A 24,871-nucleotide genomic window follows, 5' to 3' on the forward strand; every position below is an offset into this window, starting at 1 on the left:
GACCCTATCCTTGGGAACGGCACCATTGTGCAGGGTCGCTCGGGCGACCCTGCTGACGAATAGCGAAGTACAGCGCCGGGGTGTCCTGGCCACCACTGTTACCCACAGTGGAAATGGATTCACCGGCTTTTACAACATCACCTGCCGACTTGAGTAAAGTCTGATTGTGGCCGTAAAGGCTCAAATAGCCATTACCGTGGTCAAGAATCACCAACAAACCGGCGCCCCGCAGCCAATCGGCAAACACCACGCGCCCACCGTGAACGGCGTGCACCTGGCTGCCGGCAGAGGCGCTGATCATCACCCCATCCCACTTGGCGCGGGTGTCATCGCCACGGGTTTCCCCAAAGCGTGCCAGTAATCGACCATCAACTGGCCATGGAAGTTTGCCGCGTGCCGAAGCGAAAGGTCCTCCGAAGTTCTCGCCGGCGCTGGAAACCAGTGGGCCAGGGGCTGCATGCGCCGGTTTACGCGGCGCTGGAGCGTCGGTGGTGGCTGCCAGCTCGGCCTCACGCTGGCGCTTTTTTTCGGCTTCCTGCTGGGCGATCAGCGCTTTCTGCCGCGCTTCTTCGGCCTCACGTGCCTGGCGGGCCAGGGTTTCTTCGATGGTCTTGAGGACTTTGGCCAAGTCGGCCTGGTCTTGCTCGCGGGCTTGCAGCTTGGCGTCGCGGGCCTTTACATCGTCGTTGAGCTTGGCCAGAGCCAGCTGGCGCTCCTTGCGCACCTTCTCCAGCTCGTCGCGCTGGGCGGTAAGAGCGTTTTGCTGGTCTTCGAGCTGGGACTGCTGGTTGGCGATTTCCTGCTCGACGTTGACCAACTGGCGCAGGGTCTCGTTGAAGCTTTTCAATTGCTCCAAGCGGGCCTTGCTCAGGTAGTCGTAGTAGGTGAGGGTGCGCGCGAATTTCTCGGGGTTCTGCTGGTTGAGCAGCAGCTTGAGGTATTCCTGGCGGCCGTTCTGGTAGGCGGCGCGGGCCTGGATAGCGATCAGGCGTTGCTGTTCAACCCGTGCGCTCTGGAGTTTTTTTTTCTCAGCGTCGAGTCGCTCCAGTTCCGACTCGCTCTTCTTTAATTCTTTTTGCAGCTCCTGGACTTGCTTCTCCAGCTTGCCCATCTCGGTTTCCGTGCCGCGCAGGTCTTTTTGCACGCCGGATTTTTCTTCCTGGAGCTTGCCGAGCAGTTTTTTCAGCTCGGTAATGTCCTGACGCGTAGCGTCCAACTGTTGTTGGGTTTGTGCGCGCTCATCGGCAAACGCCGGTTGGAGCAGGCAGACAAGAGCAAGGGTAATCAAGGCGCGAAGCATAGAGGCGGGCGACACCAGGGAAATGGACGGCCTAGTATGCCCGCCAACAGCGGCAAAAAAAACGTCCAATTCGGGGTGGGGGGCAAGATAGGTGTCGAGTGGCAGCGGGATGGCAAAAAGACATCCTCCAAACGACGCAAAACCAATGTGGGAGCGGGCTTGCTCGCGAATACGGTGTGTCAGTCGCCGAAAATATCGACTGAACTACCGCTTTCGCGAGCAAGCCCGCTCCCACACTGGTTTTGCAATGTGCTTTAGATCACACCAGAATCGAAGTCCCGGTCATTTCAGCCGGCTTCTCCAGCCCCATCAGCTTCAGCATGGTCGGCGCCACGTCCGCCAGCACGCCGCCTTCACGCACCTTCAAATCACGCTTACCGACATAGATGAACGGCACCGGCTCAGTCGTGTGCGCCGTGTGGGCTTGGCCAGTGGATTCGTCCGACATTTGCTCACAGTTGCCGTGGTCGGCGGTGATCAGCGCTTCGCCGCCGACTTTTTCCAGTGCATCAACGATGCGCCCGACGCACAGGTCCAGGCATTCCACGGCCTTGGTCGCGGCAGCCAGGTTGCCACTGTGGCCGACCATGTCGCCGTTGGCGTAGTTGACCACAATCACGTCATAACGCTGGTGTTCGATGGCATCGACGATCTTGTCGGTAACCTCGGGCGCGCTCATTTCCGGCTGCAGGTCGTAGGTGGCGACTTTTGGCGACGGGATCAGGATGCGCTCTTCGCCGGGGAACGGTTCTTCACGTCCGCCGGAGAAGAAAAAGGTCACGTGGGCGTATTTTTCAGTTTCGGCAATGCGCAGCTGGGTCTTGCCGTTTTTGGCCAGGTAGTCGCCCAGCACGTTTTCCAGGCTGCCCGGTGCGAACGCGGCAGGCGCTGGGATGCTGGCGGCGTATTGGGTCAGGCCGACGTAGTGCACCTTGGGCTGGCGCGCGCGTTCGAACTCTTTGAAACCGTCTTCGACAAACACGCGGCTCAGCTCGCGGGCGCGGTCGGCGCGGAAGTTCATGAAGATCACGGCGTCGCCGTCTTCCACTTTCACTGGCTCGCCGATGGTGGTGGCTTTAACGAATTCGTCGCTCTCGCCACGGGCGTAGGCGGCTTCCAGGCCTTCCTGGGCGGTAGCGGCGTTGAATTCGGCCTGGCCGTCGACAATCAAATTGTAGGCTTGGGACACGCGGTCCCAGCGGTTGTCACGGTCCATGGCGAAATAACGGCCCACCAGGCTGGCGATGCGACCCTTGCCCAGGGCGGCGAACGTGGCGTCCAGCAGTTCGATGGACGATTGCGCGCTTTTGGGCGGGGTGTCGCGACCGTCGAGGAAGGCGTGCAGGTAGATCTTGTCGGCGCCACGCTTGAACGCCAGCTCGGCCATGGCGACCAGGTGGTCTTGGTGGCTGTGTACGCCGCCATCGGACAACAGGCCCATGAAGTGCACGGCCTTGCCAGCCGCCACTGCTTTATCTACTGCGGCGCAGATGGTTGGGTTTTCGAAGAACTCGCCATCGCGGATCGCTTTGGTCACGCGGGTGAAGTCCTGATAGACCACCCGTCCGGCGCCCAGATTCATGTGGCCGACTTCCGAGTTACCCATCTGGCCATCCGGCAGACCTACATCCATGCCGGAGCCGGAGATCAGGCCGTTGGGAACAGTGGCCATCAATCGGTCCAGTACCGGCTTCTTGGCCGCGTACACCGCGTTGTCGTGGTGGCTTTCACTGTGTCCGAAGCCATCGAGAATTATCAGGACCAAAGGTTTAGGCGTAGTAGTCATAGATCCTCTCGTGGCAGTAATAAAAGGAAGGCGATTGAAAAGGGAGTGGCAGTTTAAAGCGAAGTTCCGACCACGTCACCGCTTTACGGGGGTTGGCCCCCCCTGACGGCTGTGTATACTTACCGCCATTTTAACGCCCTGGAACCTCCTTGATGGTTGATCACCTGATTGCATTTGCCACTGCCCACTACCTGCTCGTGGGTGCCTTCGTCATCCTGCTGGCGCTGCTGATCGCTCACGAGTTGAGCCGCGGTGGCCGCAGCCTGAGCACGGCGGAGCTGACCGCGCTGGTCAACAAGGATGAAGCCGTTGTCGTGGATATCCGTCCGGTCAAGGAATTCGCCGCCGGCCATATCGTTGGCGCTCTCAATATTCCGCAGGACAAGCTGATCGCGCGCCTGGCGGAGCTTGAAAAATACAAGGCCAAGACCATCATCCTGGTCGACGCCCAAGGTCAGCACGCCGGCACCCACGCCCGCGAAATGCTCAAGACCGGTTTCACCGCCGCCAAACTGTCCGGCGGTATCGGCAGCTGGAAGGCCGATAACCTTCCGCTGGTGAAGTGATATGAGCCAGGTTGTCGTGTATTCCAGCGATTGGTGTCCTTACTGCATGCGGGCCAAGGCCTTGCTGGAGAAGAAGGGCGTTGCCTTCGAAGAGATCAAGGTCGATGGCAAACCCCAGGTGCGTGCCGAAATGGCCCAGAAGGCGGGGCGCACGTCCGTGCCGCAAATCTGGATCGGCGCCAAGCACATCGGTGGTTGCGACGACCTGTTTGCCCTGGAGCGCGCCGGTAAGCTTGATGCGCTGCTCGCCTAACCCCTAAAAGACCCCAAGATCACAAGGATCTGCGATGACTGACCAACAGAACACCGAAGCTGCGCAAGACCAAGGCCCACAGTTCTCGCTGCAGCGCATCTACGTGCGTGACCTGTCGTTTGAAGCGCCGAAAAGCCCGGCCATCTTCCGCCAGGAATGGACCCCAAGCGTTGCCCTGGACCTGAACACCCGCCAAAAAGCCCTGGAAGGCGACTTCCACGAAGTCGTGCTGACCCTGTCGGTCACCGTCAAGAACGGCGAAGAAGTAGCCTTCATTGCTGAAGTGCAACAGGCCGGTATCTTCCTGATCCAAGGCCTGGACGAAGCGTCCATGAGCCACACCCTGGGCGCGTTCTGCCCGAACATCCTGTTCCCTTATGCCCGTGAGACCCTGGACAGCCTGGTTACCCGTGGCTCGTTCCCGGCGTTGATGCTGGCTCCGGTGAACTTTGATGCCCTGTACGCTCAAGAGCTGCAGCGCATGCAACAGGAAGGTTCGTCGACCGTTCAGTAATCGGTTCTGAACAGCGACACCGATCAAATGTGGGAGCGGGCTTGCTCGCGAATGCGGTATTTCAGTCGATAACTTCAGTGACTGACACACCGCATTCGCGAGCAAGCCCGCTCCCACATTTTGTTATGTGTGTTACTTGAAGCCGAGTTGGCGCCAGCCTTCATAGACAGCAACCGCCACAGTGTTGGACAGGTTCAAGCTGCGGCAACCTTCGCGCATCGGCAAACGCAGGCGATGGCCATCGGGCAGCGCATCCAGTACCTCAGCAGGCAGGCCACGACTCTCAGGGCCGAACAGGAAGGCATCCCCTTCGGCAAAGCTGGCATCATGAAACGGACGCGAACCCTTGGTGGTAAACGCAAACAACCGTGGATGCCCCAGGCTTTCCAGGCAACTGGCCAAGTCTGCATGGCGCTTGAGCGTGGCGTACTCGTGGTAGTCCAGGCCGGCGCGGCGCAGGCGCTTGTCGTCCATGTCGAAGCCCAGCGGCTCGATCAAATGCAGGTGGCAGCCACTGTTGGCGCACAGCCTGATAACGTTGCCGGTATTCGGCGGAATTTCTGGTTGAAAAAGGATGACGTGAAACATGCACGGCTCCGAAGGTAAAGATGCGCTGCATTCTACCCCCGAAGAGGACCCAAGACCGAAGCTAATGCCGAGGGTCATGGGCTCTTTGGCGATTGTCGGCATGATGGTGGGGCTGATGATCGGTCGCCTGACCACCCCGGACCCCATCGAGCTGCAACAGGTCGAGACGGCGGCAGACGGCGTGGTGGTGTGGTTCAACAGCGAACCAAAGCTGCACGGCGAGCATATCGACGGCACCGTGGCGCTGCTGTTCGACGCCCAGGGCAATGCTGCCAGCGGGAAACTGAAGGTCAATGACAAGGATGTGAATTGGCGCGTGCGCAAGACCGATGCGGGCTTGCTGCTGAACCTGGTGGCGGCTCGGCCGTTGCGCGGGGAGTGGAAAGGCGAAGAGGTCGATGATCGCTGGCGGCTGGAGATCCATCTCCAAGAGCAATAAAAGAGGGAATCCCCGGCCTGCCTGTACCAAGGTCCCCAAAACGGGCTGGGGCTTTGGGCGTAACGCCACATAAGCCCCGGGTGTAAAGAAGGGAGTTCCCGGCCTGCCTGTACCAGGGCTCCCAAAACGGGGTGAAGCCTTTGAAGGCTTCGGTGTTAAAGAGGGAATCCCCGGCCTGCCTGTACCGAGGTTCCCCAAAGCGGTGTGGAGCGCGACGCGGTTCGCATCAAGCACCCCGGGTGTAAAGAGGGGATTCTCGGCCTGCCTGTACCAAGGTCCCCGAAACTGGGTAGTACAAGGGTTATTGCAGGGCGCGTGCCAGAGTGGCCAAGTTGTGCCGAAAAAATTCTTTATAAAGCGCAAAGCCCCGGAATACGGGGCTTTGGTGTTTTGTTTGTATGAAGATTTTTTTATTGGGCGATTGTTTCGAAGTTTAGGCCTGTGCTCGATGCCGGTTCATGGTGCATTGAAGCGGTGCACAATCCCGAAGCTAATGGAGATCCAAATGTGGGAGCGGGCTTGCTCGCGAAAGCGGTGGGTCAGACAAAAAATCTGTGCCTGATACACCGCATTCGCGAGCAAGCCCGCTCCCACATTGGATCTTCGGTGGATGTTAGAGCGGTGTCAGGCGTCGTCGCCCTCGTCGTCATCCCCACCATCGACCTTCATGCCCAGTTCCTTGATCTTGCGAGTCAAGGTGTTACGCCCCCAACCCAGCAGCACTGCCGCATCGCGACGGCGACCGGCGGTGTGCTTCAGGGCAGTCTCGATCATGATCCGCTCAAACGCCGGCACGGCGCTGTCCAGCAGGTTGGACTGGCCGCGTGCCAGGGCCTGGTCGGCCCATTGGCGCAGTGCCTGCTCCCAGTTGGTCACCGGTGCCGAGTCTTGCGGCAGGCTCAACAGCTCGGGCGGCAAGTCGCTGATGTGCACTTCCCGACCGGACGCCATTACGGTGATCCAGCGGCAGGTGTTTTCCAACTGGCGCACGTTGCCGGGCCACGGCAGGTTTTTCAGGTATTCCTCGGTCTCGCTTTTCAGCAGCTTGGGCTCGACGGCCAGCTCTTGGGCGGCGCGGCTGAGGAAGTGTCGGGCCAGCGTCGGGATGTCTTCACGACGGTCCGACATACGCGGGATGTGGATGCGGATCACGTTGAGGCGGTGGAACAAGTCTTCGCGGAACTTGCCCGCGTGCACCAGAGTTTCCAGGTTCTGGTGGGTCGCCGCGATGATGCGCACGTCGACCTTGACCGGCGTGTGGCCGCCCACGCGATAGAACTCGCCGTCTGCCAGCACCCGCAACAGGCGAGTCTGGGTGTCGGCCGGCATATCGCCGATTTCATCGAGGAACAAGGTGCCGCCGTCGGCCTGTTCAAAACGCCCGCGCCGCAGGTTGGCGGCGCCGGTGAATGCGCCTTTCTCATGGCCGAACAGTTCGGATTCCATCAGGTCTTTCGGAATCGCCGCCATGTTCAGCGCGATAAACGGCGAGGCCGCCCGTGGGCTGTGACGGTGCAGCGCATGCGCTACCAACTCTTTACCCGTGCCCGACTCGCCGTTGATCAGCACGGTGATGTTGGAGTGGCTCAAGCGCCCGATGGCGCGAAACACTTCCTGCATCGCTGGCGCTTCGCCGATGATTTCCGGGGTGCGGGTCAGGGCCGGTGGGGCTTCCTGGCTTTGTTGTTCCTGGGCGTGCTGGTTGGCACGTTTGACCAGCGCTACCGCCTCGTCCACATCGAACGGCTTGGGCAGGTATTCAAACGCACCACCTTGGTAGGACGCGACAGCGCTGTCCAGGTCCGAGTGCGCAGTCATGATGATCACCGGCAGGCGCGGGTGCTGCTCGCGGATGCGTGCCAACAGGTCCAGGCCACTGGCGCCGGGCATGCGGATGTCGGAGATGATCACGTCCGGCTGCTGGCGAGCCAGGCGGCTCATCACGCCGTCGGCGCTGTCGAAGCTCTGGGTGGTCATGCCTTCCTGTTGCAAGGCTTTCTCGAGGACCCAGCGGATAGAACGGTCGTCATCGACGATCCAGACAGTTTCACTACGGCTCATGTCGATGGGGCTCCTTGTTCCAGAGGCAGAAAGATCGAGAACGTGGTGTGGCCAGGATGGCTCTCACATTCGATCAGTCCCTGGTGCTGGCTGATGATGTTCTGGGTAATGGCCAGGCCCAGCCCGGTACCGTCCGGGCGGCCGCTGACCATGGGAAAGAAAATGGTTTCCTGGAGTTCCGCAGGAATGCCGGGGCCGTTGTCGATGATCTCGACCTTGGTCACCAGGCGATGGCGCACGTGGCCGATGGTGAACTGGCGCAGGGCACGGGTGCGCAGGCTGATGCGGCCTAGGCGCAGCTCGTTTTGGCTGCTGATGGCCTGCATGGCGTTGCGCACAATATTGAGCACCGCCTGGATCATCTGCTCGCGGTCGATTAATACGTCGGGAATGCTTGGGTCATAGTCGCGCACCAAGGTGATGCAGCCTTGGCTTTCGGCCTCGACCAGCTGGCAGACGCGCTCCAGCACCTCATGCACGTTGGTCATCGCCAGCGATGGCAGCTTGTTGGAGCCGAGCATACGGTCCACCAGGTTACGCAGGCGATCGGCCTCTTCGATGATGACGTTGGTGTAGTCCTTGAGGTTCTCGTCGGGTAGCTCGCGGGCCAGCAGTTGCGCCGCGCCACGGATACCGCCCAGGGGGTTCTTGATCTCGTGGGCCAGGCCGCGCACCAACATCTTGCTGGTCTCCTGCTTGGACAACTGCGCTTCTTCTTTGGTGATGCGCAGCAGGCGGTCGCGGGGGTGCACTTCAAGCAGCAGCAGGGTGGCGCCGTTGCTCAGGATCGGGGTCACAGCGTAATCGACGGTCAGCGTCTGGCCGGTGAGGGCGGTGAGCATCGCTTCGCGCTTGGTGAATGGATGTGCTTGCTCCACTGCCTGGCGCAACGAGCTCAGGGCTTCGGCCGACTCGGTGAACAATTCGCTGATGAACTGCCCATGGCTGCGCTGGCCGCTGATGGCCAGGAGCATCTCCGCCGCCGGGTTCATGTACTCAAGACGCAAATCGTCATTGAGCAGGATGGTCGCGGTGGTCAGGTTGTCGAGTAACAAACGGTGCAGTGCATCGCTGATGGTCATCAGGACCTCTTTTGGAGCAAGGCGCGGGCTTCGGGCACACGCTGATACAAGGAAAATGCAAAAACCAAACCAAGGCTCCGAAAAGAAGCGCGAAAGCCCTGAAATGGGGGTTTAAGGCGCAAAACTGTGGCGTTCTGCCAGCTTGCTCGGGAAGTTTCGAACCAAAATGGGTTGGCTAGGTGGGAAGGGTGCAGGCCGTCGCACCAATATAGTGCGTTTCTTCGAGCTTTGTTCAGGAAGTGTTGAGGTTGATCTTTTTTGGCGCTGGCTTGTGAGCGATCAACCTCTTGTGGGTGGGGGTAGGTCAGTGCGGGTGGGACAGCGCCATGCCCGGCTCGCCTGCATAGAACACCAGCAGCTCAACCGGAGCGTCGCCCGTCGTGCCTCGGTGCACCGTACCTACCATCTCGGCAAGGGTTTGTCCCTGTTTCAGCGTGCGCTTGAGTCCGCCTTCGCGGGTTTCAACAGTCAGCTCTCCCGAGACGATGTACGCGGCATTCGGCATCGGATGGCTATGCCAAGGCAGCTGCGTGTTCGCTGGAATCTTGAGCTTGAGCAGCGTGAGCTCCGGTGCGCCTGCGGGGTACGCGTTGTAAGGCGTACCGTCCCATGATTCGCGGCTTTGGAGCAGGATTTCCCGTTCGATTTGTGGAGTGTTTTTCATTTGGCTGCTGCAACCGAGTGCAGACAGGCAGGCCGCTGTTGCAATCAAGTATTTGAGGGTGTTCATGGTTCCGTCCACTTAGGTGAGTGGCCTGCAAGGCTATGTGTACCGAAGTGGGTGGGGATGTCGGGCGGTGCCTAAAAAGAAGTAGGAAGCACGCTTAAAAGCTGGGCAAAAAAAAGACCTCCCGAAGGAGGTCTTTTTCATCACGCCACGTTAAACAGCGCTACCGGATCAGCAGCTGTAGTACAGCTCGTATTCCAGTGGGTGTACGAAGGTACGAACCTTGATTTCTTCTTCGCTTTTCAGGCCGATGTAAGCGTCGATGAAGTCGTCGCTGAACACGCCGCCTTTGGTCAGGAACGCACGGCCCTTGTCCAGTTCTTCCAGGGCTTCTTTCAGGCTGCCGCAGACTTGTGGGATCTCTTTGGCCTCTTCAGGCGGCAGGTCGTACAAGTTTTTGTCGGCGGCATCGCCTGGGTGGATCTTGTTCTGGATACCGTCCAGGCCAGCCATTACCAAGGCAGCGAAGGCCAGGTACGGGTTGGCTGCTGGATCCGGGAAGCGAGCTTCGATACGGCGAGCGCGCGGGCTGGACACGTAAGGAATACGGATCGAGGCGGAACGGTTGCGAGCCGAGTAGGCCAGCATTACCGGAGCTTCGAAACCTGGGACCAGACGCTTGTAGGAGTTGGTCGACGGGTTGGTGAAGCCGTTCAGGGCCTTACCGTGCTTGATGATACCGCCGATGAAGTACAGGGCAGTGTCGGACAGGCCGGCATAACCTTCGCCAGCGAAGGTGTTCTTGCCATCTTTAGCGATGGACAGGTGAACGTGCATACCCGAACCGTTATCGCCGTACAGAGGCTTAGGCATGAAGGTAGCGGTACGGCCGTAGGCAACGGCAGTGTTGTGTACGCAGTACTTCAGGGTTTGAACTTCGTCAGCCTTGGCAACCAAGGTGTTGAATTTCACACCGATTTCGTTCTGACCGGCAGTGGCCACTTCGTGGTGGTGCACTTCGATGACCAGGCCCATGTCTTCCATGGCGTTGCACATGGAGGTACGGATTTCGTGGTCGTGGTCGAACGGCGGAACTGGGAAGTAACCACCTTTGATGCCTGGACGGTGGCCATGGTTGCCGCCTTCCACGTCCTGGTCGGACATCCACGAACCTTGTTCGGAGTAGATCTTGAACATGGAACCGGAGATATCGGACTTGAACTTCACTTGGTCAAAGATGAAGAACTCAGGCTCTGGACCTACGAATACGGTGTCACCGATACCGGTGGACTTGAGGTATTCCTCGGCACGCTTGGCGATCGCACGTGGGTCGCGGTCGTAGCCTTGCATGGTCGAAGGCTCGATCACGTCGCAAACCAGGATCAGGGTTGGCTCTTCGGTGAACGGGTCCAGTACGGCAGTGCTGTCGTCCGGCATCAGGATCATGTCGGAGGCTTCAATGCCTTTCCAGCCAGCGATGGAGGAGCCGTCGAACATTTTGCCTTCTTCGAAGAAAGCATCATCCAGCGCGTCGCGAGCCGGCATGGTCACGTGGTGCTGAGTGCCTTTGGTGTCCGTGAAGCGCAGATCAATCCATTTAACGTCATGATCTTTGATGAGTTGAACCGACTTCGACATAGTGTCCTCCGGGTGGCTTCGGGCTGGGGTAGTGGAGTTAGCCCTTAGAATGTGGGTGATGCCGGCGCGGATACTCCGCCATGGCAACCTGCCTCACAAGAGAGCAAATTGCATGCCAGTGCGCCAACATGGGTTTTTTGGTCCAAAAACGCCCCTATAAAGGTGCAATGCGACAAAAGCCCGAAAATAGCGCACCGCAATGTGGCGATGTCGTGCGCAAATGCACCGGTTTAGTGCGATGGCGGTCAGATGCATATTAACTGGTTAAACCTTGAGCGATTTCCGCTATAATCCGCGCCCCCCTTTTTCAGCAGGCCCGGCGCGCGCTGTTTCCATGAAATTAATCGTTAAAGTCTTCCCCGAGATCACCATCAAGAGCCGACCGGTACGGACGCGTTTCATCCGTCAATTGGCCAAGAACATCCGTGCCGTGCTCCGAGACCTGGACCCGGCTGTGGTGGTGAACGGCGTGTGGGACAACCTCGAGCTGGAAACCCGCATTACCGACGCCAAAGCCTTGAAGGACATGACCGAGCGCCTGAGCTGCATGCCGGGTATCGCGCATTTCCTGCAGGTAGACGAGTACCCGCTGGGCGACTTCGACGACATCACCGAAAAGTGCAAACAGCACTACGGCAGCGAACTCGAAGGCAAGATCTTTTCGGTGCGCTGCAAGCGTGCCGGCAAGCACACGTTCAGCTCCATGGATGTAGAGAAATACGTCGGCAGCAAGCTGCGTCGCGAGTGCGGCGCCGCTGGAATTTCCCTGAAAGCGCCGCAAATTGAAGTGCGCATGGAAATTCGCGACCAACGGTTGTTTGTGATCCACAGCCAGCACAACAGCATCGGCGGCTACCCGCTGGGCGCCCTGGAACAGACCCTGGTCCTGATGTCTGGCGGTTTCGATTCCACGGTGGCGGCCTACCAGATCATGCGTCGCGGCCTGATGAGCCATTTCTGCTTCTTTAACCTGGGCGGGCGTGCACACGAATTGGGCGTGATGGAAGTTGCGCACTTTATCTGGAAGAAGTACGGCAGCTCCCAGCGCGTGCTATTTGTAAGCGTGCCGTTCGAAGAAGTGCTGGGAGAAATTCTCGGCAAAGTCGATAACAGTCATATGGGCGTAGTATTGAAGCGTATGATGTTGCGCGCTGCGTCCCGGATCGCCGATCAGTTGCAGATCGACGCCCTGGTGACCGGTGAAGCAATCTCCCAGGTGTCCAGTCAAACGCTGCCGAACCTGTCGCTGATCGATTGCGTCACCGAGAAGTTGGTACTGCGCCCGCTGATCGCCAGCCACAAGCAAGACATCATCGACCTGGCCGAAGAAATCGGCACGGCGGATTTTGCCAAGCACATGCCTGAATATTGCGGGGTCATCTCGGTGAACCCCAAGACCCACGCCAAGCGCAACCGCGTGGAGTATGAAGAACAACAGTTCGACATGGCGATTCTGGAGCGTGCGCTCGAGAACGCCAAACTGGTGCCAATCGATCGCGTGATCGACGAATTGGGCCAGGATGTGAAGATCGAAGAAGTCAGCGAAGCCCTGGCTGGCCAGATCGTCATCGACATCCGTCACCCGGATGCCGCTGAAGATGAGCCGCTGGAAATCGCTGGCATCGACGTGCAAACGCTGCCGTTCTACGCACTGAACGCGCGTTTCAAGGAACTGGATAACAGCCGTCAGTACCTGCTGTATTGCGACAAAGGCGTGATGAGTCGCCTGCATGCCCACCATTTGCTCAGTGAGGGGCATGCCAATGTGCGCGTTTATCGACCGAGCTAAGAGCCCGGGGCTGTTTGCCTGTGGCCTGCGTCACCGGCCCCCCGACTCTGCCGTCAAGCTGTAACGGCAAGGCCTGACTCTACTGTTAATCGCTGCCACGACCTGTCAGCACACCGAATCCTCTGATCGAGATACACAAGTGATCGAAAATCTACGTAACATCGCCATCATTGCTCACGTTGACCACGGTAAAACCACCCTGGTAGACAAACTCCTGCGTCAATCCGGCACCCTGGAGCGCAACGAGCTCAACGACGAGCGCGTGATGGACTCCAACGACCAGGAAAAAGAGCGCGGTATTACCATCCTGGCAAAAAACACCGCTATCAACTGGAACGGCTACCACATCAACATCGTGGACACCCCGGGCCACGCCGACTTCGGCGGCGAAGTAGAACGCGTAATGTCGATGGTTGACTCCGTTCTGCTGCTGGTTGATGCCCAAGACGGCCCTATGCCGCAAACCCGTTTCGTGACCAAGAAGGCTTTCGAAGCCGGCCTGCGTCCGATCGTGTGCATCAACAAGGTTGACCGTCCAGGCGCGCGTCCGGACTGGGTTCTGGACCAGATCTTCGACCTGTTCGACAACCTGGGTGCCACCGAAGAACAGCTGGACTTCAAAGTCGTCTACGCCTCGGCCCTGAACGGTATTGCTGGTCTTGACCACACCGACATGGCTGAAGACATGACCCCGCTGTACCAGTCGATCGTCGACAACGTACCAGCACCGGCTGTTGACCGTGACGGCGCGTTCCAGATGCAAATCTCCGCACTGGACTACAACAGCTTCCTGGGTGTTATCGGCGTTGGCCGTATCGCTCGTGGTCGCGTCAAGCCGAACACCCCGGTTGTCGCTATCGGCGCCGACGGCAAGAAGCGTAACGGTCGTATCCTGAAGCTGATGGGTCACCACGGTCTGCACCGCATCGACGTTGAAGAAGCGGCTGCTGGCGACATCGTGTGCATCAGCGGTATGGACTCGCTGTTCATCTCCGACACCCTGTGCCACCCGGACACCGTCGAGGCGATGAAGCCTCTGACCGTTGACGAGCCAACCGTTTCCATGACCTTCCAGGTAAACGACTCGCCTTTCTGCGGTAAAGAAGGCAAGTTCGTGACTTCCCGTAACATCAAGGAACGTCTGGACAAAGAGCTGCTGTACAACGTTGCTCTGCGCGTTGAAGAAGGCGACTCGGCTGACAAGTTCAAGGTTTCCGGCCGTGGTGAGCTGCACCTCTCGGTACTGATCGAAACCATGCGTCGCGAAGGCTTCGAAATGGGCGTTGGTCGTCCAGAAGTGATCATCCGTCAGGTTGACGGCGTGAAGCAGGAACCGTTCGAAAACGTCACCATCGACACCCCGGAAGAATCCCAGGGCAAGGTGATGGAAGAAATGGGTCTGCGTAAAGGCGACCTGACCAACATGGTGCCGGATGGCAAAGGCCGTGTGCGTCTGGAATACAACATCCCTGCTCGTGGCCTGATTGGTTTCCGTAACCAGTTCCTGACCCTGACCAACGGTGCTGGCATCCTGACCTCGATCTTCGATCGCTACGACACCATGAAGTCCGGCGACATGTCCGGCCGTCAGAACGGTGTTCTGGTATCGGTAGAAACCGGCAAGGCACTGACCTACTCCCTGGAAACCCTCCAGGCGCGTGGCAAGCTGTTCGTTGAACACGGCCAAGAGATCTACAACGGTCAGATCGTTGGTCTGAACAGCCGTGACAACGACATGGGCGTCAACCCAACCAAAGGCAAGAAGCTCGACAACATGCGTGCTTCGGGCAAAGACGAAACCATCGCTCTGGTTCCACCCGTGAAGTTCACGCTGGAACAAGCCCTGGAATTCATCCAGGACGACGAGCTGTGCGAAGTGACGCCTAAGTCGATCCGCCTGCGTAAAAAGATCCTGGACGAAGGCGAGCGTACCCGCGCTGCCAAGAAAGCCAAGAACTGAGTTAACTCAGGCTGAATGAAAAACGCCCCCGGTCGAAAGGCCGGGGGCGTTTTTTTGTGCCTGCAAAATATGTGGTGACAGTGCCGGCCCCTTCGCGAGCAAGCCCGCTCCCACATTCGACCGAGTTCCAACTGTGGAATGCGTTCAACTGTGGGAGCGGGCTTGCTCGCGAAAGCGGTAGTCCAGGCAATAAAAAACGTGGATCAGAACTTATCGAGTGTCTTGAACTTGGTCTCGCGCACCACTTCTTTGGGCTTATACGCGCAATACCCCGGCCGCGGCCCGATCTTCGGGTGGTTACGGCAAGTATCCGGACGCTTGTCATAAATAGTGCAGAAGCGCGTCTTACGATCCAGGAACAGGCAATCGTTGTTGCTCATGCGCTGAAGGGTAAAGATCTCGGACTTGGAATTGAAACGCTCAACGATGCCTTCTTTCTGCAACCGCTTGGCGATGTTCTTCGCCGGGTCGCCCAGCTCGAATTCATCGACCAGGCCAATGCGGATCAGGTCCTTGACCTTCACTTCGACCGGCAGCGTGCAGCAGCTGGACACACAGCCACCGCACATGTGGGCAGAGTATTTCTGCCAGGTCTCTAGACGGTCGAGTTCCGCGGCGGCGATCAATTGAGGCTTCATCTGGGTTCCAAAAGGTGGGGCTGTATCCGGGCGCGCGATCATACCGGGATTGGTGATTTTTTGAACAATATTTTGCGGTTTTCGGCCAGAAGGCGCCTCGCGGCCAAAAGCAGGCACGGCCAATGCATCAAAACCCCGCAAAGGTAAATGCGTTAAAAAAGTGCCGAACCAGAGCGGTCACCGTTTGTCAGACCGTCTAGGCTCTAGCAACTCCTTCTATCTCGCCCGAGGTCGCATTTGATGTCTCAGGAACCACTTGCACGAGAAGCAGAGGTAGCCGCATTTCGCGATGCCGTCTTGACCAAACTCACCTACGCGGTGGGCAAGGACCCGGATCACGCCTTCGACCACGACTGGTTCGAAGCCATTGCCCTGGCCGCCCGCGACCAGATGGTCGATCACTGGATGGACCACACGCGGCGCATTTACCGCAAGGGCCAGAAGCGGGTGTATTACCTTTCGCTGGAATTTTTGATCGGGCGTTTGCTCTACGACAGCCTGAGCAACCTCGGCGTGTTGGAAATCGCCCGCGAAGCCCTGGCAGAGTTGGGTGTAGACCTTGAACGCATCCGCCTGCTGGAGCCCGACGCGGCGCTGGGCAACGGTGGCCTGGGCCGCCTGGCGGCGTGCTTTATGGAAAGCATGTCGACCTTGGGCATTGCCGGCCACGGTTATGGCATTCGCTATGAACACGGCTTGTTCCGCCAGGCGATTGTCGATGGCTGGCAACAGGAGCAGACCGAGCACTGGCTGGATTTCGGCAACCCTTGGGAGTTCGAGCGGCCCGAGGTGGTGTACCCCATCGGCTTTGGCGGCAGCGTCGAGACCAAACCCGACGACTCCGGCAAGCTGATCCAAGTGTGGACCCCCAACGAAACCGTGCGCGCCATTGCCTACGACACCCCGGTGGTCGGCTGGCGCGGTGCCAGCGTCAACACCCTGCGCCTATGGCGTGCCCGCGCCGTGGAAGACCTGCACCTGGAACGCTTCAACGCCGGTGACCACTTGGGCGCCGTCGCCGAAGTGGCCCGCGCCGAAAGCATCTCCCGGGTGCTTTACCCGGCCGATAGCACCGAAGCAGGGCAGGAACTGCGCCTGCGCCAGGAATATTTCTTTGTCGCCGCGTCCTTGCAAGACCTGATACGGCGCCACAAAAACATGCACGGCTCGGTGCTCAGCCTCGGCGAGCACGCCGCAATCCAGCTCAACGACACCCACCCGTCCATCGCCGTGGCCGAGTTGATGCGCCAGTTAGTGGACTTGCATGACATCGCCTGGGATGCGGCCTGGCAGGTCACCGTTGAAACCCTGTCCTACACCAACCACACCCTGTTGCCTGAAGCATTGGAAACCTGGCCCGTAGGCCTGATGGAACGCATGCTGCCCCGGCACATGCAGATCATCTACCTGATCAACGCCCAGCACATCGACTCGCTGCGGGCCAAAGGCATCCACGATTTCGACGTGCTGCGCGCCGTCTCGCTGATCGAAGAAGACAACGGCCGCCGCGTGCGCATGGGCAACCTGGCGTTCCTCGGTTCCCACAGCGTCAACGGTGTATCCGGTTTGCATACCCAATTGATGCGCAGCACGGTGTTCTCCGAACTGCACAAGCTCTACCCGGAGCGCATCAACAACAAAACCAACGGCATCACCTTCCGCCGCTGGCTGTACCAGGCCAACCCCAAGCTTACCGACATGCTGGTGGAAGCCCTGGGGCCGGACATCCTCGATAAGCCCGAGCAACGTTTGGTGGAACTGGAGCCCTTCGCCGAGAAGCAGGCCTTTCGCAAAGCCTTCTCCGAGCAACGCCTGCACAGTAAGCGTGCACTGGCAGAAATCATCCATGAGCGCCTGGGCATTTCGGTGAACCCGGCGGCGATGTTCGACGTGCAGGTCAAGCGTATCCACGAGTACAAGCGCCAGTTGCTCAACCTGCTGCACACCGTGGCGCTGTACCAGGCGATCCGTGCCGAGCCGGGCACTGATTGGGTGCCGCGGGTGAAGATCTTCTCGGGCAAGGCGGCGGCCAGCTATCACCAGGCCAAGTTGATCATCAAACTGACCAACGACATCGCCCGCACCGTCAACAACGACCCGACCGTACGCGGTTTGCTTAAGGTGGTGTTCCTGCCCAACTACAACGTGAGTCTGGCGGAAAGCATCATCCCGGCGGCGGACTTGTCGGAGCAGATTTCCACCGCTGGCTTCGAAGCCTCGGGCACCAGCAACATGAAGTTCGGCCTCAACGGCGCGCTGACTATCGGGACTATGGACGGCGCCAACGTCGAAATGCATGAGCGCGTGGGCGCCGAGCATATGTTTATCTTCGGCCTCAGCGCCCAGCAGGTGGAAGCGCGCAAGCATGCCGGGGAGTTCAATGCCGGGCCTGACATCGCCGCCTCCCATCGCCTCAATGATGTGTTGCAAGCGATCCGTGGCGGGGTGTTCTCGCCGGATGATCCAGGCCGCTATGTGGGGCTGATCGACGGGCTGATCGACTACGACCGCTTCCTGGTGTGTGCCGACTTCGATTCCTACTGGGATGCCCAGGCGGCGGTCGAGAAACATTGGCATGACTCCAAGGCGTGGTGGCGTTCGGCGGTGCTGAATACGGCGCGGATGGGGTGGTTTAGTTCGGACCGGACCATCCGTGAATACGCTACGGAGATCTGGAAAGCCCTCGACTGAGCACCGCAATACCCAATGTGGAAGGGGGGCTTGCTGTGGCGAGGGAGCTTGCTCCCGTTCGGCTGCGTAGCGGCCGCCGGCTTTTAGGGGCGCTTCGCACCCCAGCGGGAGCAAGCTCCCTCGCCACAAAAGCCCCCTCCCACATTAGCCCTGCGTCGATATACTAGGCCCCGGTTTGCCCAGGGAATATCGACCATGCAATGGATTTTCATGCTGATTGGCCTCGCGCTCGGCTGGACGCTCGACGAGTCGTTCAGCGATGCGGGCATCGGTGCGCTATTGGGGCTCGGCATCGGCCAGGCGATTCGCCTGGCGCAGCTGTCGGCTCAGGCGGACAAGCAAGCACGTCAGTTGGAAACCACGCAGAAGGCGTTGATTGCCTTGGGTGATCGCTTGCGGCAGTTGGAAGTGCCGGCGCCCACAAGCAGTGTCATTGCCCAATCCCCTATTCCCGAACCAACCCCTGTCGCCAAGTCACCCGATCTCGTCTGGGAGCTGCCTGCCGATTTGGCGCCCGTGGCCATGGTCGCCGAGCCGAGCCAGCCACTGCCCGATAATGTCTGGACGCCAACGCCACCGCCTAAAGAACCCCCTGTCCCCCGTGGCCCCAATCTGATCGAGCGCGCCGTCGGCGCTGCGCGCAATTGGCTGCTGGGCGGCAATACCGTGCTGCGTGTGGGGGTGGTGCTGTTGTTCCTGGGCTTGGCGTTCCTGCTGCGCTACGCCACCGAAGGCATGGTGGTGCCCATTGAATTGCGTTATGCCGGAGTGGCGGCGGCTGCCATTGGCCTGCTGGGCCTGGGCTGGTGGTTGCGGCAGCGTAACGGCAGCTACGGCTTGATACTGCAAGGCGCAGGCATTGCGGTGTTGTACCTCACGGTGTTTGCGGCGATGCGTTTGCATCCGCTGATTGATCCGGGCGCCGCCATGGGGTTGCTGGTGGCCGTCACGCTGTTCTCCGCGATCCTGGCGGTTACCCAGGATTCATTGGGGCTGGCCTGTGCGGCGGCGCTGGGTGGTTTTGCGGCGCCGATCCTGGTGTCCACTGGCGCGGGCAGCCATGTGGCGCTGTTCAGCTACTTCGCGTTGCTCAACGCCGGCATCCTTGCGATTGCCTGGTTCAAGGCCTGGCGCCCGTTGAACGTGATCGGTTTTGTCGGCACGTTTGGTATTGGTTTCGCCTGGGGCATGCGTGCCTACGCGCCGGAACTGCTGTGGAGTACTGAGCCTTTCCTGATTCTGTTCTTCGTGATGTACCTGGCCATCGGCCTGTTGTACGCCCGCCGCAAACTGCTGGAGGCGGGTGAGGGCGACAGCCTGGGGGCGCAACTGCGCAAGGGCGATTACGTTGATGGAACCCTGCTGTTCGGCCCACCGGTGGTGGGCTTTGGCTTGCAGTTTGCGCTGGTGCAGCACCTGGAATTCGGCGCTGCGTTCAGTGCGCTGGGCCTTGGCATTGTTTATATGGCCCTGGCGCGGCTGCTCAGCGGTGGGCGCGCGTCCTTGCTGGGGGAAACCTGCCTGGCCCTGGGTGTGATTTTCGCCAGTCTGGCGGTTCCCCTGGGGCTGGATGCGCGCTGGACTGCCGCGGCCTGGGCCGTCGAAGGGGCGGGGATTTTCTGGCTGGGCATGCGCCAGCAGCGAACAGTCGCGCGGGCGTTCGCCCTGTTGCTTCAATTGGGTTCACTGCTCGCCTTCCTCAGCGAATTACACAGTGGTCAGGACACCTTGCTCGCAGGCTCGCCGTTGGGCGCCTTGTTGCTAGGCGCGGCCCTGCTGTTCAGCTTTTATCAACTTCACAACGCCGCGCCGGAATACACCGGTCGCTGGGAACGCCTGGGTGCGCCATGGCTCGCCGCCCTCGGCCTGGGTTGCGTTTACCTGCTGGCGCCGCTGTTGTTTTCGACCCAAGGCACTCTCATCAGTTGGGCAACGGCTGGCCTGGCGACGCTGTGGGCAGGCCAGCGCATCGGTTCGTCCGCCGTGGTGCGCTGCGGCATCGCCGTGCAAGTGCTGGCTGGCGCGCTGTTTGCGCTCGACCCTGTGAATAACGCGTGGACACCGCTGATCATCGCCTTGGCAGCGATGACCGGCGCCTGGCGCTTGCCTCGTGGCCGCTTGTCCGAAGGGTTGTTGGCGTGGGGCGTGGCGTGGTGGGCGCTGGCGGTGATCATTGAAGTGTGGCGCTCAGTCCCTGCGGCATTGCACGTGCCGTTGTTGCTGCTGGCGGCGGCGCTGAGCGCGATGATTTGGGCGGCGCTGGCGTTACGTTTGCGCTGGGCGGCGTTGGGCGTTGCCAGTACCTTGCTGATGCCCGCCGCGGGTTTGGTGGTGTTGGGCGCGTGGAGCGCGTACTACCACCCGGCCGCGCAGTTCGGTTGGCTGGCTTGGCTGGTGGTTTTCAGCGTGCATTTCATCTCGCTGCGACGGTTGGCGGCGTGGGTGCCGCAAGCCGTATTGAGCGTTGCCCACGTAGTGGGCTGCTGGATGCTGATCGGTGTGCTGGCGTTGGAGCTGCGTTACGGCCTGCTCATTTTGTCGAGCGAATACAACGCCTGGCGCTGGTTGGGTTGGGCGATCCTGCCAAGCCTGTACCTGGTGCTGGCCGCTGCGCCGCGCAGTTGGCCGTGGCCCGTGTCGGCGTATGCCAGGGAATACCGCGTACTCGCCGCCTTGCCGTTGGCTGCACTGATGCTTGGCTGGTTCTGGCTCGCCAATACCCTCAGTGATGGCGTCGCCGAGCCGCTGCCCTATGTGCCGCTGCTCAATCCGCTGGACTTGGGATTATTGTTCGCGCTGCTGGGTGTGTACCTGTGGTCACGCAGCGTCGCGCCCCAGCGCGAACAGATTGCCCAAGGTGTGGCTGGCTTCTCGCTGTTTGCGTTCTTCACGGCCTTGGTCATGCGCACCGCCCACCATTGGGGCGGCGTACCGTTCCAGCTGGATACGTTGCTCGAATCGATGTTGGTGCAAGCCGGTCTGTCGATCGTATGGACCTTGATTGCCCTGGGCCTGATGATCGGCGGCCACCTGCGCCATCGTCGCGAAGTGTGGCTGATCGGCGCCGCGCTGATTGCGGTGGTCGTGGCCAAGCTGTTTTTTGTCGAATTGAGCAACCGTGGCGGGCTGGCGCGGATCGTGTCGTTTATCGGCGTGGGCGGGTTGTTACTGGTGGTGGGCTACTTTGCCCCGCTGCCGCCCAAACGTGTTGAAACTGAGGGAGCAGCGTCTTGATGGGCAAGCTGAGTCTGGGTGGGTTGGCGTTAGGGATGCTGTGTTCAGCGGCGTTTGCGCAAGAGGGCCCGGCTGACTTTGCCACCCAAGTGCCGCTGGCCGTGAGTGGTAATGGCCCTTGGTATCGCCTGGAGCTGCCATTGGCGGTGCAGTTGAATGCTCGCCAGGCCGATCTCAGTGATGTGCGCGTGTTCAACGCGGCGGGTGAGCCCCAGGCCTATGCGCTGTCGCGTCAACCTTCGCAGCGCACCGAAAGCCGTAATGTCACCGATGTGAAGTGGTTCCCGCTGTACGCTGCTGACATCCATGAAGCCTTGCCGGGGGTGGTGATGAAGTCCACCACCGAAGGCACCTTGCTGGAGATCCGTCCGTCCTCGGCCAAAAGCCAGCAGGTGCTGCGCGGTTGGGTGCTGGATGCCAGTGCAGTCAAGGCGCCGTTGCAGCAACTGACCCTGGACTGGAGCCATGAGCAGGACGGCTTCCAGCGTTTCAGCATTGAAGCCAGCGACGACTTGCAGCATTGGGAGGCCTGGGGCGATGGGCAAGTGGCGCGCCTGTCGTTTGCCGACGAGCGAGTCGAGCAGCATGACGTGAGCCTGCCGGGGCAATCGGCGCGCTATCTGCGCCTGGTGTGGCAGGGGCAGGCGGCGCCGCTGTTGACGTCGGCCAAGTTGGCGAGTGCGACCAGTACCGCTTTGCCGATGCCGCTGGTGTGGTCGCAGCCGCTGACGGGCGCGCGGCTCACGGCGGGGGAATACCGCTGGCAGTTGCCCACGGGGTTGAGTATCGAGCGCCTGCGTATCGAGTTGAAGCAGCCCAATACGTTGGCGCCGGTGACGTTGTCCGGTCGTCGGGACAGCAAGCAGGCTTGGCAACCGTTGGCCAATGGCCTGCTGTACCGCCTGAGCCAGAACGGCCAGGACGTGGTGCAGGATCAATTGCAGCTACCGGGCCGCGCTGTCAGCGAGCTCAAGTTGCAGGTGGACGAGCGCGGTGGTGGCTTGGGCGTTGAGGCGCCGGCCCTGCGGTTTGCCGTGCGCGCCACGCAACTGGTGTTCCTGGCGCGGGGCGAGCCGCCGTTTACGCTGGCAGTGGGCAATGCGTCGGCCAAGGCGGCGAGCTTGCCGCTGTCGACCCTGATTCCTGAGTACAGCCCCGAGCGCCTAAAGGCATTAGGGCAGGCCAGGGTGGACGGTGAAGTCGTGGTCACCTCACCTGCGGCCCCTGTGGAGGCCGGGCCGAACTGGAAAAAACTCGGGCTCTGGGCCGTGTTGTTGCTCGGCGTGGCAGCCTTGGGCGCCATGGCCTACAGTTTGCTGCGCAAGCCGCCGGTGGCACGTTAAATAAAGTCCATGAACTCTATTGGGTTTAAATCCTCTGATAGGAGGAAATACGCCCCGACTCGCGCTAAACTGCGCGGGTTTTTAAACCCCCCATTCTCCGGAGCCTTACATGTCCCGCGTTACCTTGAGTCGCTATTTGATCGAGCAGACCCGCAGCAACAACACGCCTGCTGATCTGCGCTTCCTTATCGAAGTGGTGGCGCGTGCTTGCAAGGAAATCAGCCACGCCGTGTCCAAAGGCGCATTGGGTGGTGTCCTGGGCAGCATGGGCACTGAAAACGTGCAGGGCGAAGTGCAGAAGAAACTCGACGTGATCTCCAACGAGATCCTGCTCGAAGCCAACGAATGGGGCGGCCACCTGGCCGGCATGGCGTCCGAAGAAATGGACAACGCCTACCAGATCCCGGGTAAATACCCGAAAGGCGCCTACCTGCTGGTGTTCGACCCACTGGACGGCTCGTCCAACATCGACATCAACGCGCCAGTCGGCACCATCTTCTCGGTACTGCGTTGCCCTAACGAATACCTGAGCCAGAACGAAGCCCTGAACGAAAAGGCCTTCTTGCAGCCAGGCACCGAGCAGGTTGCTGCCGGTTATGCGATCTACGGCCCACAGACCATGTTGGTACTGACCCTGGGCGACGGCGTCAAAGGCTTCACCCTGGACCGCGAAATGGGCAGCTTCGTGTTGACTCACGAAGACATCACCATTCCTGCGTCCACCCAGGAATTTGCGATCAACATGTCCAACCAGCGCCACTGGGAAGAGCCAGTGACCCGCTACGTCGGCGAGTTGATGGCCGGTGAAGAAGGCCCGTTGAAGAAAAACTTCAACATGCGTTGGGTGGCTGCGATGGTCGCCGATGTACATCGGATCCTGACCCGTGGTGGCCTGTTCATGTACCCACGTGACAGCCGCGAGCCCTCCAAGCCAGGCAAGCTGCGCTTGATGTACGAAGCCAACCCGATGTCCTTCCTGGTTGAGCAAGCCGGCGGTGCGTCCACCGACGGCCACCAGCGCATCCTCGACATCCAGCCTGAAGGCTTGCACCAGCGTGTGGCGGTGTTCCTGGGTTCGAAGGAAGAAGTTGAGCGTGTGACGGCCTATCACAAGAACTAATCCTTTGTGGCGAGGGAGCTTGCTCCCGCAGGGCTGCGTAGCGGCCCCAAAATCTTGGAAGCGCTGCGCACTCCAGCGGGAGCGAGCTCCCTCACCACAGAAGCATTCAAGGCTTTAAGTTTTGAATGAAAAGAAGCCCCGAAACGTTTCAGCGTTTTCGGGGCTTTTTTGTTTTTGCTCGTCGGGAACCAGACACCTTTTTTCCCTTCTAAGCTTCTGGCAGATACCCATGCTGCTTCGTCCCTCCAGGAGTTTTTCCATGTCGTTACGCCGTCTCGCTTTGCTGGCTTTTTGCGTGCTGTTGGCCGCTTGCAGCAAGGTCAACCAAGAAAACTACGCAAAATTGTCGGCTGGCATGGCCAAGGCCGAGGTGGAGTCGTTGCTGGGTAAGCCGACCGACTGTTCCGGCGCGCTGGGTATGTCCAGTTGCACCTGGGGCGATAAAACCAGCTTTATCAGCGTGCAGTATGCCGGTGACAAGGTTCTGATGTTTTCCGGGCAAGGCCTGAAGTAAACCGGGGCGCGAGCCTGCGGGAGAAGAAGAATGATGCGTTTTGTTTTGTTCCTTTGCGCCAGCCTGTTTTTGGCGGGCTGCGCCAGCCATTCTGGCGATGATCTGCAACCCAAGACTGCGAGCAACGTCAACCTCAAGCGTTACCAGGGCACCTGGTATGAGTTGGCTCGATTGCCGATGTACTTCCAACGCAACTGCGCCCAGTCCGAAGCCCGTTACACCCTGTTGCCTGACGGCGATATGTCGGTGTTCAACCGCTGCCTGACAACCGAATGGAAGTGGGAAGAAGCCAAGGGCACGGCCACGCCGCAAGTGCCGGGCAAGACCGACAAGCTTTGGGTGGAATTCAACAACTGGTTCACGTCGCTGTTGCCTGGCGTTGCCAAGGGCGATTACTGGGTGCTGTATGTCAGCGATGATTACAAGACCGCCATCGTCGGCAGCCCGAGCCGCCGCTATATGTGGATCTTGTCACGCACGCCGACCGTGAGTGCCGACACCCGCGAAGACCTGCTGAGCAGGGCGCGGCAGCAGGGGTATGACACCACGCGATTGATCTGGCGTACGTCGGACAAAGAGATGGCGAAGACTTCGCAATAAACCTGAATCAACGCAGATCAAAATGTGGGAGCGGGCTTGCTCGCGAAAGCGGAGTATCAGAACCAGATGAGCTGGCTGATCCACCGCA

20 protein-coding genes are annotated in these 24,871 nt (G+C 59.9%); 12 read left to right on the plus strand and 8 right to left on the minus strand.

The genetic code is table 11. From position 1 onward, the window contains the following. Positions 1-4: 4 nt before the first annotated feature. On the minus strand, positions 5-1,300 hold the full coding sequence (locus tag ACLD1Y_RS27815) for a murein hydrolase activator EnvC family protein (RefSeq protein ID WP_429480901.1): 1,296 nt from the start codon (positions 1,298-1,300) through the stop codon (positions 5-7). A 259-nt stretch (positions 1,301-1,559) separates the two neighbouring features. Beyond that, positions 1,560-3,086 (minus strand): 2,3-bisphosphoglycerate-independent phosphoglycerate mutase, encoded by a 1,527-nt coding sequence (gene gpmI / locus ACLD1Y_RS27820; RefSeq protein ID WP_429480902.1) that lies wholly within the window; start codon positions 3,084-3,086, stop codon positions 1,560-1,562. A gap of 152 nt (positions 3,087-3,238) precedes the next feature. On the opposite strand from gpmI, the gene ACLD1Y_RS27825 reads away from it, so the two are divergent. The 3 genes from ACLD1Y_RS27825 to secB are packed head-to-tail and all read left to right on the plus strand — an operon-like array spanning position 3,239 to position 4,419. Further along, positions 3,239-3,652, plus strand: coding sequence for a rhodanese-like domain-containing protein (locus ACLD1Y_RS27825; RefSeq protein ID WP_429480903.1), 414 nt, complete (start codon positions 3,239-3,241; stop codon positions 3,650-3,652). Between the two features lies 1 nt (position 3,653). Next, a complete protein-coding gene (gene grxC / locus ACLD1Y_RS27830) occupies positions 3,654-3,905 on the plus strand; it encodes a glutaredoxin 3 (RefSeq protein ID WP_017734847.1) in 252 nt (83 codons plus the stop codon). 34 nt (positions 3,906-3,939) lie between these two features. Beyond that, entirely contained in the window at positions 3,940-4,419 is a 480-nt protein-coding gene (gene secB, locus ACLD1Y_RS27835) for a protein-export chaperone SecB (RefSeq protein WP_003171119.1), read from the plus strand. Positions 4,420-4,551: 132 nt separating this feature from the next. Here secB and ACLD1Y_RS27840 read toward each other — a convergent pair whose 3' ends face one another. Further along, positions 4,552-5,007 (minus strand): tRNA (cytidine(34)-2'-O)-methyltransferase, encoded by a 456-nt coding sequence (locus ACLD1Y_RS27840; protein WP_003171120.1) that lies wholly within the window; start codon positions 5,005-5,007, stop codon positions 4,552-4,554. On the opposite strand from ACLD1Y_RS27840, the gene ACLD1Y_RS27845 reads away from it, so the two are divergent. Further along, positions 5,006-5,446 (plus strand): hypothetical protein, encoded by a 441-nt coding sequence (locus ACLD1Y_RS27845; protein WP_429480904.1) that lies wholly within the window; start codon positions 5,006-5,008, stop codon positions 5,444-5,446. The two genes, ACLD1Y_RS27840 and ACLD1Y_RS27845, sit on opposite strands and share 2 nt — an antisense overlap. Positions 5,447-6,070: 624 nt before the next feature. Here ACLD1Y_RS27845 and ntrC read toward each other — a convergent pair. From ntrC to glnA, 4 genes are all read right to left on the minus strand, one after another. After that, positions 6,071-7,507: a nitrogen regulation protein NR(I) gene (ntrC, locus tag ACLD1Y_RS27850; protein ID WP_017734849.1), complete on the minus strand. Its 1,437-nt coding sequence runs from the start codon at positions 7,505-7,507 to the stop codon at positions 6,071-6,073. Further along, on the minus strand, positions 7,504-8,589 hold the full coding sequence (gene glnL, locus ACLD1Y_RS27855; RefSeq protein WP_016979130.1) for a nitrogen regulation protein NR(II): 1,086 nt from the start codon (positions 8,587-8,589) through the stop codon (positions 7,504-7,506). Before glnL ends, ntrC begins: the two co-directional genes overlap by 4 nt. Before the next feature lie 304 nt (positions 8,590-8,893). Further along, positions 8,894-9,319, minus strand: coding sequence for a cupin domain-containing protein (locus ACLD1Y_RS27860; protein WP_429480905.1), 426 nt, complete (start codon positions 9,317-9,319; stop codon positions 8,894-8,896). Positions 9,320-9,487: 168 nt separating this feature from the next. Then, on the minus strand, positions 9,488-10,894 hold the full coding sequence (gene glnA / locus ACLD1Y_RS27865) for a type I glutamate--ammonia ligase (RefSeq protein WP_064054085.1): 1,407 nt from the start codon (positions 10,892-10,894) through the stop codon (positions 9,488-9,490). Between the two features lie 334 nt (positions 10,895-11,228). Between glnA and thiI the strand changes: the two genes are divergently transcribed. Both thiI and typA read left to right on the plus strand, forming a co-directional pair. Next, positions 11,229-12,683, plus strand: a complete 1,455-nt coding sequence (thiI, locus tag ACLD1Y_RS27870; protein ID WP_429480906.1) for a tRNA uracil 4-sulfurtransferase ThiI — start codon at positions 11,229-11,231, stop codon at positions 12,681-12,683. A gap of 139 nt (positions 12,684-12,822) precedes the next feature. Then, positions 12,823-14,643, plus strand: coding sequence for a translational GTPase TypA (gene typA, locus ACLD1Y_RS27875; RefSeq protein WP_429480907.1), 1,821 nt, complete (start codon positions 12,823-12,825; stop codon positions 14,641-14,643). A gap of 203 nt (positions 14,644-14,846) precedes the next feature. On the opposite strand, the gene ACLD1Y_RS27880 is transcribed toward typA, so the two are convergent. Continuing rightward, a complete protein-coding gene (locus ACLD1Y_RS27880; RefSeq protein ID WP_429480933.1) occupies positions 14,847-15,323 on the minus strand; it encodes a YkgJ family cysteine cluster protein in 477 nt (158 codons plus the stop codon). Positions 15,324-15,521: 198 nt separating this feature from the next. Here ACLD1Y_RS27880 and ACLD1Y_RS27885 point away from each other — a divergent pair, with 198 nt between their 5' ends. The 6 genes from ACLD1Y_RS27885 to ACLD1Y_RS27910 all read left to right on the plus strand — a co-directional run bounded on the left by ACLD1Y_RS27885 (position 15,522) and on the right by ACLD1Y_RS27910 (position 24,783). Beyond that, a complete protein-coding gene (locus ACLD1Y_RS27885; protein ID WP_429480908.1) occupies positions 15,522-17,972 on the plus strand; it encodes a glycogen/starch/alpha-glucan phosphorylase in 2,451 nt (816 codons plus the stop codon). A gap of 195 nt (positions 17,973-18,167) precedes the next feature. Then, a complete protein-coding gene (locus tag ACLD1Y_RS27890; protein ID WP_429480909.1) occupies positions 18,168-21,206 on the plus strand; it encodes a DUF2339 domain-containing protein in 3,039 nt (1,012 codons plus the stop codon). Then, positions 21,206-22,549: a DUF3999 domain-containing protein gene (locus tag ACLD1Y_RS27895; RefSeq protein ID WP_429480910.1), complete on the plus strand. Its 1,344-nt coding sequence runs from the start codon at positions 21,206-21,208 to the stop codon at positions 22,547-22,549. Before ACLD1Y_RS27890 ends, ACLD1Y_RS27895 begins: the two co-directional genes overlap by 1 nt. Positions 22,550-22,658: 109 nt before the next feature. Then, a complete protein-coding gene (locus ACLD1Y_RS27900; protein ID WP_429480911.1) occupies positions 22,659-23,669 on the plus strand; it encodes a class 1 fructose-bisphosphatase in 1,011 nt (336 codons plus the stop codon). Between the two features lie 259 nt (positions 23,670-23,928). After that, a complete protein-coding gene (locus tag ACLD1Y_RS27905) occupies positions 23,929-24,183 on the plus strand; it encodes a hypothetical protein (RefSeq protein ID WP_122305425.1) in 255 nt (84 codons plus the stop codon). 30 nt (positions 24,184-24,213) lie between these two features. Continuing rightward, complete coding sequence (locus tag ACLD1Y_RS27910) at positions 24,214-24,783, plus strand: lipocalin family protein (RefSeq protein ID WP_429480912.1); 570 nt, start codon at positions 24,214-24,216, stop codon at positions 24,781-24,783. Positions 24,784-24,871: the final 88 nt, after the last annotated feature.

The sequence above is a fragment of the Pseudomonas sp. 18175 genome, from assembly GCF_050432925.1.
Classification (GTDB): domain Bacteria; phylum Pseudomonadota; class Gammaproteobacteria; order Pseudomonadales; family Pseudomonadaceae; genus Aquipseudomonas.